The following is a 7,949-nucleotide window of genomic DNA, read 5'->3' as shown; positions in this document are numbered from 1 at the left end:
CATGGCCCCTTCCTCTCAGGAGTTGGGGCCTCCCACAAACCCGGGGCGGTTCACTTAGCCTCTGTGTGCACATACAAGGAGGTACACGATGTTCGACACGAAGCTGGCTCTCTCAATTCGAGAGGCCTGCGAGACACTCTCGATTTCTCGAACGACCGTCTACGGTTTGATCGCGAGCTCGCAGCTGGAAGCGCGCAAAATCGGCCGACGCACGGTCGTCACCATGCAGAGCATCAACCGCCTTCTCGACGCGGAAACGCCGGAGCAAGACCATGCCCGGTAAGTCCATCGCCGACTTGCGTATGCCGCCGGCTGAGTATCGCGCCGACCGAACGACGTCCCGCGCTGACGGCCTGCTCACTTTCGAGAAGCGCAAGCAGGCCTGCCACGAAGACATGGTGCGAGTGTGCCTTCTCGAGAAACGAGCGTCCCTATTGGGTAAACGGAATCGCAAAGCCGCACGGTTGCTGGCGAGCAAGCTCGCGAGCCAAGCGGTAGGCGAAGATACCTACAACTCCCCTGCCTCTGCCATGGCCGCCCGCCGAACCCGGCTGAAGCTCGTGGGTGAAGTGTGGAAGATTGCGGACAGCGCACCCCGGAATCAGGTTGCGACGGCGACGCTGCTTAAGCGGGGCTGGTGCATCGCTGCAGAGAGCCTTGCTGACTTTGATCCGCGAGCACTCCTAGCTCAGCTACGGGCCGACATTCGCCGAACCGGCGCCTTCCAGGCAGGAGGCTTTTTAATTGCCGGCCTTCACGCAGACTTCGAGCCGTACGAGCGACGATATCAACTGCACGTCCACCTCTTGGCGACGGACTCGGCCATCGAGGCGGTTGATCGGCTACGCCACATGTCGCGCTACCGATCGAGCAGCAGTGACGACGACGATGACCATGTTCGACAGCGTGTTCGTCTGAGTCGGACGCCTCTGACCAACCTCCCCGATCCGATCACCTATCTGTTCCAGCCGTTTTGGCCGTCACGGTGGATCGGCACCAGTCCGGAGGGCGAGTCTATTCGCCAACGCATCAAGGCGCGGATCCCAGAACCCTACCACAGCGAATGGTTGCTCTGGATGGATCGATGGCGCTTCGACGACCTCGTCCTGCTCATGGGCGCGCGGATCGGACGCCGGGGCCTGATCCTGAGTCATGAACGCCCTTGTACATGAATGCCGTCGCGGAAAGGCACCGCAGGCCCCCGTAGAGGGGCCGGCGACATGCTCAATGCTCAAGTTCAGCTAACACGAAGCCTAACACTGCGCACCCTCGTCTCTGCCAGGTCAATGAATAATACGACAGCCACAATCATGTGGGGCGAGTGGGGCAGTGGGGCGGAGAACAAGTCTATAGGAATAGGAGCTCTAAAATGCTCGATCGACCCAACCTGACTGGGGCAACTTCCCTATCGGGACAGCCCTTTGTTATCGCGAAACAGAATGACACCACCGCTGCAATTCCGCTATGTCTCTTGGCAGACACGGCGGCGAACGTTGCCAGGGTGTTCCGTGAACGTGACATTTATCTCATTGGCAACATGCTGCCTGATGCGATCAAGCGAGCGACCCACATCAGCAGTTTCAAAGACTACCCGATCGCCGACCAAGTGGGTTGGAACGGCAATTACTTTGTTCTTCCGGATGGAGACGTCATCAGCTCCGTCGACTCCAAGGTCCCGCTTGTCGCAATCAAGGCAATGCCGGGCAAGTGCGCTCAAGGAGGAACCCTCAAAGGGTGGCAACGCAAGGTCGCGGCCCAGTTGATCGGACAGACTATCGCCCTGTTCGCGCTGATGATGGCCTTCATGCCGGCGCTGCTGCGACTGTCATCCCGGCGTGACAACTTCGGGTTCGAAATCGTTGGCGGCAAGGGCAAAGGCAAGACCACCATCCAGCAGCTCGCCGCTTCGGTAATGGGGCCGCCATTCGCGCACAATGGCTCGAGTTACGCCATGACTTTTGACATGACGCTCAACTCACTCGAAGACACCATGATCGTCCACAACGACATGCCATTGATCATCGATGAAGCGGGGTTGTATTTCGCGGGTGAGAGCAAACAGAAACGTGGCACACTGTTCAAGGCGTTCGCCTTCAAAGCCGCGGCAGGCACACACAAAGGTCGGCATGGCCAGTCTCAGACCGGGGATACGTACCGCTTCTCCTACTTGAGCTCTTCCAATGACCGACTGACTGCGTTGTTAGACGACGACGAAGAGGCTACCAAAGCCGCCGCGGATCGCCTCCTCACGCTCCCCATTGGCGAGGACCGCGACTATGGCGTCTTCGACTTCCTGCCCGAGGAGTACAATAGCTCTAGTGCATTCGCTGCGTCTCTCAGCAAGGCCGTGAGCAAGCACCACGGCACGGCGGGCCGGGCCTATCTCCAGGCTCTGGTAAACGACCGTGCGAAGCACCCTAAGCGCCTCGCACGGCAGATTGAGCATCTGATGGCGCGCTTCCGAGAGCTGGCCGGGGTCGATCAGAACAGCGGCTCTGCCATCCGTGTCGCAGACGCTTTTGGGCTCGTCTACGCCGCAGGCAAGCTTGCTGTCGGGTACGATGTCCTACCGAGTGAAGTGAACTGCGAAGAAACTGCGTTGGCCTGCTACCGTCAGCACATTCAGGGGGCACAGCCGACGCAGCCGTTCGTGGAGCGTCTGAAGGCCGTTCTGGAGGAGCCGACGACCACCAAGTTGGCCGACAAGGGAGACAAGCTCAAGAAGCAACAGCTCTTAGCGGCCTCGGCGATCACCCTGCCGGGGCCCCAGGGCATGGAGCTACTAATCCCCGATGACAAGATCGAAGCCGTCTTCCCCGACTGGCTGTCGATCCGTCGACAGGCGGCCGTCACGAGCCTATTGATGAGGGACGGAAGGCATCTGACGAAGAAGCGTTCCCTCACTAAAAACGGCGAGCGGAAGCGGTTCTACTGCTTTCGCGTGCCGGACGACGAGACTGCCGAGCCCGAGGAGGAGTTCGGCGAAGAGTGACGCGGCGCACCACGCTGCCCCTGGGGAAGGGGGAGCGTGGTGAACTTCTCTGCCTTTTACCACCAGTTGCCCTGGGCAGGCGCGCTTTTCACGAGCGCGCCTGTTTCTCTAATGCGGTTTCAAGGCGTAACGGCAATCTCGTTCTCGACGACCTACCGCACAGCGCGCGGCGTAGCACCTCGTGTACCCACCCCGACACCTCTCCCGTTCCTCCTGCCTGAACGGCCAGCAGCAATGCCAGACATTGCGAGAGCTTTCTCGTTAAGCGCCCGCCATGCTCGCCCTACCGCTACGTTCCAGTTTGCCCCAGCCGACCGTCCAGCCACCAATCGCCGCCGCGATGGCGCGCAGTACGACGCCGTACATGATCTGGCGGTAGACCAGCCGTTGCGCGACGAGCAGCAACGCCGGGAAATGCGCGCCACGCCGATCAAGCCGGTAGCCGATCCAACCGCAGACGATATCGACCGTGGTGAAGGCGAGCCAGTAGAGCGCCATGGTGCCGACATCGCCGCTGGTCTGCGCCCAGCCATGCTGGCTGACCCGCAACACCGTCGCCACCATCGATATCACCAAGGCCAAGTCGATTAATGGGGAGATGGCGGCGAAGACGATCTGGAACAGCCATGCCTGCGGCATCCCGATCAGCGCCAGACCGGACGGTTCGCGCGTGCGCAGAATGGCCCGATGCTTCCACAAGCACTGCAGCGTGCCGAACGCCCAGCGGAAGCGCTGCTTGGCCAGTGCTCGGAAGCTCTCCGGCGCCTCGGTCCAGGCGACCGCCTGCGGATCGTAGGTGACGCGCCACCCCGCTCGCTGAATCGCGATGGTCAGGTCCTGATCCTCGGCGAGCGTGTCCTCCGGATAACCGCCGACCGCGTCGAGCGCGGCGCGACGCCAAGCTCCCACCGCGCCCGGCACGACCGTCATCGCGTCGAACCCGGCCAGTGCACGCCGCTCCAGGTTCTGGGCGGTTATATATTCGATCGCCTGCCACCGCGTGACCAGGTTTACACGGTTGCCGACCCGCGCGTCGCCCGCCACCGCTCCGATCCGCGGATCGGCGAACCAGCAGGCCAGCCGCGCGATCGTTCCCGGCTCGAACTGCGTGTCCGCGTCCAGCGCGATCACGATCTCGCCCGCGGCGGCCAGCAGTGCGCGATTGAGCGCCGCGGCCTTGCCGCCGTTGTTGAGCGTCAACAGCCGTACGCGCGGATCGCCCGCGAACGCCTCCCTCACCAGTGCGCTGGTGCGATCGGTCGATCCGTCGTCGGCGACGATCACTTCCAACCCAGGATAGTCGCTCGCCAACACGCGGTGCACCGACGCGACGATCACGCGCTCCTCGTTGAAGGCGGGAATGACGACCGACACGCCCGGGGTGAACGCAGGCGGCAATTCCCGGTGGCGGCTCGCCTGGAGCCGGGCCAACCCCGCCATCATCACCGCGCGCGCCATGCCGAGCGTGATCGCGACGTAGAACAGCCAGGTCAGCAGTGCCGACAAGGCCGCGAGCACGACGAAGATCGCGACGTCGGCGCGCACCGCCCACAGGTCCCTTCCGGTGACCTGCGGCATCGCCTTGTCAGGAGACACACCGACGAGCTGCGATGCGGTCACGAAATGGTAGCCGGCACCTTTCAACGCCGTGATGATCCGCGGCAGCGCCGCCACCGTCTGCGACCGATCGCCACCACCGTCATGGAGCAGGATGACGTTGCCGCTGTTCTGCGCGGTGGCGGCACGTACCTGTGCCAGCACCTGGCTGACGATCGCGTCGGCGCCCGGCCGCTGCCAGTCGTTGGGATCAACGTGCAGCCCAACGACGGTGTAGCCCGCACGCTGCGCCTCGAGCGCGGGGCCGAGCTCGTCGGTCGTCGTCGGCTCCGCATCGCCGAAATACGGCGCGCGGAACAGCGTCATCGATCGCCCCGTATAGGCCTGGACCAGCCGCTGCGTCGCGTTCAGCTCAAGCGCCGTGGCACGCGGGCCAAGGCGGGCCATGTTGGGATGAGTGTAACTGTGGTTGCCGATCTCGTCCCCATCGGCGACGATGCGGTTGAGCAAGCCCGGATGCGCCAGCGCGCCCTCGCCGACGACGAAAAAGGTGGCAGGAACGTGCGCCGCCTCCAGCTCGTCCAAAATCTTTGGTGTCCAACTGCCGTCCGGTCCGTCGTCGAACGTCAGCGCCAGCGCCTTGCGATCGGCGGCACCTGCGCGCTGGACGACATAGGGTGTCGGCAACGCGGTGTAGCGCTCGTCGCGGATGATCCCCTGCGCGTCGGTACGTACATGACGCGCACCGTCGCGCGGCGTGGCGGTGATACGCAGGATCTCGCCGGAACCCTCGACATCGGTGTTGAGCACAGGAGCGACGCGCGACAGGTCAGGCTGCGTGCCGGTCCGCATCGCGGCGAGATCGGCGAAGAAGCCTGGATCCTCGCTGCCGAGCCGCCACAAGGCAACATTGCCAATGCCGAGCCGCTTCAGCGCCTGCATCTCGTTCCAGCTGGTCGCCGCGTCGAGCATCCAGATGTCGTGGTGCTGCCCAGCCTCATCATAGCCGAAGGCGGCGTTTCCGCTGCTCGGGTCGAAGCGCGGCGTGGTGCCGCTGTCGTGCGCGGCGAGCCATGCCTCCTCGATCGACAGGGCGTCGGTATCGCTGCCGTGCCAATCGTAGGCGTAGCTGCCGAGCGCCACCGCCAGCTTGTTGCTGGGTATCGCCCGGCGCGCGTCTTCGATCTGTTGCACGAACCAGTCCTGTGCGGCGATCGGGCCGGGCGTGCCGCCCTCCCAATGCTGGTCGTACGCCATGACGATGACCTTGTCGGTCACCGCGGCGATCGCGCCGAGCGGCCAGTCCGCGTCCCCGGCGGGCGCGGTGACCGCGACGATGCTGCCGGCGGGAAGCGCTGCGTGGAGCTGACGCAGGAAGATCAGGTATGGGCGCATCGCGCTCGCAGGCAGCGCTTCCAGGTCCATCACCAAGCCGGCAGCATGGCGCTGCGTCGCGATTTTACCCAACCGCGTCGCCAATGCGGTGCGTGCCGCAGGGTCGGCCAGTAGCCGCGCCGCACCGGTGTCATCCCAGCCGGCATCGCCGTAGTTCTGGACCATGGGCAGGACCTTGGGCGCCTGGTGCAAGGCACTGAGGGTACGCGTGAAACCGGGATCGGTCGCCACGTTCACGCGGTGGTCGGATCCAGCAACCGTCACCAGCGCGGGCACGACCCAGTCCAGCGCACCGGCATTGCGGCGCAGCGATGCCAGGCTGGCATCGTCGCCGGGCACGTAGAAGCCGATGCTGAGCGGCGTACGATCTGCCGCGCGACCATGACGCGGCAGCCATGCGGCAAGGCCGTGACGGTGCGGCTCGCCCCGCGCGGCGGCGGCATGGGGCTGAGGCAGCGGCAAGGCCAGGTCGTGCCGCGCCGGCATCATCACCAGCGTCGTCGCGAACCCCATTGCCGCCAGCACGACCAGCAGCAGCAATCCCGCCAATGTGCGGCGAGAAATACGGCTGCGACGGCCGCTGGGATCAAAGAAGATGGGAGAGGACATGGCGCACGGACCCCGGACCGGATGCAGATCAGGCGGCGGCACTAATCTGCGGGGCGTGGGTGGATGCTGAGCCCGGGATTACAACTTGGTCATGCGTCACGGGCACGCTGCCAACCAGCAGCGACAGGTCTCGCAGCGCCTGCACCAGCGCCAGCCCGCGCGGTCCGGCGATGTAGCGCGGCTCCCAGCGCGGCGCGAACTTCTCCTTGTACGCACGCAGCCCGCGGAATCCGTAGAAGCGCTCGCCGTGGCGGAAGATCAGCGCCGCCGCCCGCGCCCAGGCCGGCGCGAGCCGGCGTCCGGCGATACCCGACAACGGTGCGATCCCCAGCGAGAAGCGGGCATAGCCCCGCGCCCGCGCCCAATCGATGATGTGGTAGAACAGGAAATCCATCGCCCCATGTGGCGCATCGGCCCGATGACGCATCAGGTCGACCGACGCCTCACGCCGGTTCGCCGTCAGCCACAGATTGGCGAACGCGACGATCCGTGTTCCCTCCATTGCCAGTGCGACATCGAACCGGCTGATATAATCGCGGTCGAAATGGCCCAGACTGAAGCCCTTCTCGCCATGCCCCTTGGCCTGCATCCACTCAGCCGACACCGCTTCCAGCTCGTCCAGCACCACCGGCACCGCGCCCGCCGGCACGATCCGGAAAGTGAGGCCCCGGCGCGCAGCGGCACGCTCGGCCTTGCGCAGTGAGCGCAGCCGCGGCGTGTCGAAGGTCAGGTTGGCCAGATCGACGATCGCTTCCTCGCCGTATTTGACGATGTTCAGCCCCATGCCGATGGCCAGCTCCAGCACCGGCGCGGTGACCTGATATAGCAGCAGCCGCCCCTGCGCGCGGTCGGCCATGTCGCGAATGCGCCACAGCAGCGCCGGCCACGCCGCACTTTCACCGATCGGATCACCCATCACGACCCAGGTGGTACCGCGGAGCTGGTACATCAGCATCGCTTGCGCGTCGTCCGCCAGCAGGAAGCGCTTGTCGCCGGTCAGCGCCAGCATCGCATCGGTGCGGTCTGCCCGCATCAGCACCGCAGCGACTGCGCCCGGATCGACCGGGGTTGTGACGATCGCTCGCGTCGGTCCCAGCCAGCGCCACAGCGCCGCCGCCGTCAGCAGCACCGCCGCCGCCAGCGTCGCACGCAGAAAGCGTGGCGCGTCGCCCGTCCACGCGAAGCGCCACCACAGAGCGTCGTCGTACGGCACATGACGATAAGCGAAGAACCCTATCCAGGTGACGCCGGCCATCAGCGCCGCCAGTGTCGCCAGCCACGCGCCCGACAACGGCGTCTGCGTCAAGGCGGTGTGGCGGTAGAAGGCGGCCCGCGTCCATTGCAGCAGCCCGGCCAGCACGAGGCAGACCGCCGCCTCCTCGTAATCGATCCCCTT

5 protein-coding genes are annotated in these 7,949 nt (G+C 65.0%); 3 read left to right on the top strand and 2 right to left on the bottom strand.

Features of this window, described 5'->3' with window-relative positions; all coding sequences use genetic code 11:
• The first annotated feature begins 88 nt into the window (after positions 1 to 88).
• From ACFDS6_RS16010 to ACFDS6_RS16000, 3 genes are all read left to right on the top strand, one after another.
• Positions 89 to 283, top strand: coding sequence for a helix-turn-helix domain-containing protein (locus ACFDS6_RS16010; RefSeq protein WP_375273101.1), 195 nt, complete (start codon positions 89 to 91; stop codon positions 281 to 283).
• On the top strand, positions 273 to 1,172 hold the full coding sequence (locus ACFDS6_RS16005; protein ID WP_375273100.1) for a hypothetical protein: 900 nt from the start codon (positions 273 to 275) through the stop codon (positions 1,170 to 1,172). Before ACFDS6_RS16010 ends, ACFDS6_RS16005 begins: the two co-directional genes overlap by 11 nt.
• A 197-nt stretch (positions 1,173 to 1,369) precedes the next feature.
• Entirely contained in the window at positions 1,370 to 2,992 is a 1,623-nt protein-coding gene (locus ACFDS6_RS16000) for a DUF927 domain-containing protein (RefSeq protein ID WP_375273099.1), read from the top strand.
• A 261-nt stretch (positions 2,993 to 3,253) separates the two neighbouring features.
• Here the strand turns inward: ACFDS6_RS16000 and ACFDS6_RS15995 are convergent, their stop codons facing one another.
• Both ACFDS6_RS15995 and ACFDS6_RS15990 read right to left on the bottom strand, forming a co-directional pair.
• Complete coding sequence (locus ACFDS6_RS15995) at positions 3,254 to 6,553, bottom strand: glycosyltransferase (RefSeq protein WP_375273098.1); 3,300 nt, start codon at positions 6,551 to 6,553, stop codon at positions 3,254 to 3,256.
• Between the two features lie 28 nt (positions 6,554 to 6,581).
• The coding region (locus ACFDS6_RS15990; protein ID WP_375273097.1) for a GNAT family N-acetyltransferase at positions 6,582 to 7,949 on the bottom strand (1,368 nt) is incomplete at its 5' end.

The organism is Sphingomonas sp., assembly GCF_042095875.1.
GTDB lineage: Bacteria > Pseudomonadota > Alphaproteobacteria > Sphingomonadales > Sphingomonadaceae > Sphingomonas.
The sequence above is the reverse complement of the archived record's forward strand: the minus strand, read 5'-3'. Positions and strand labels throughout refer to the sequence as shown.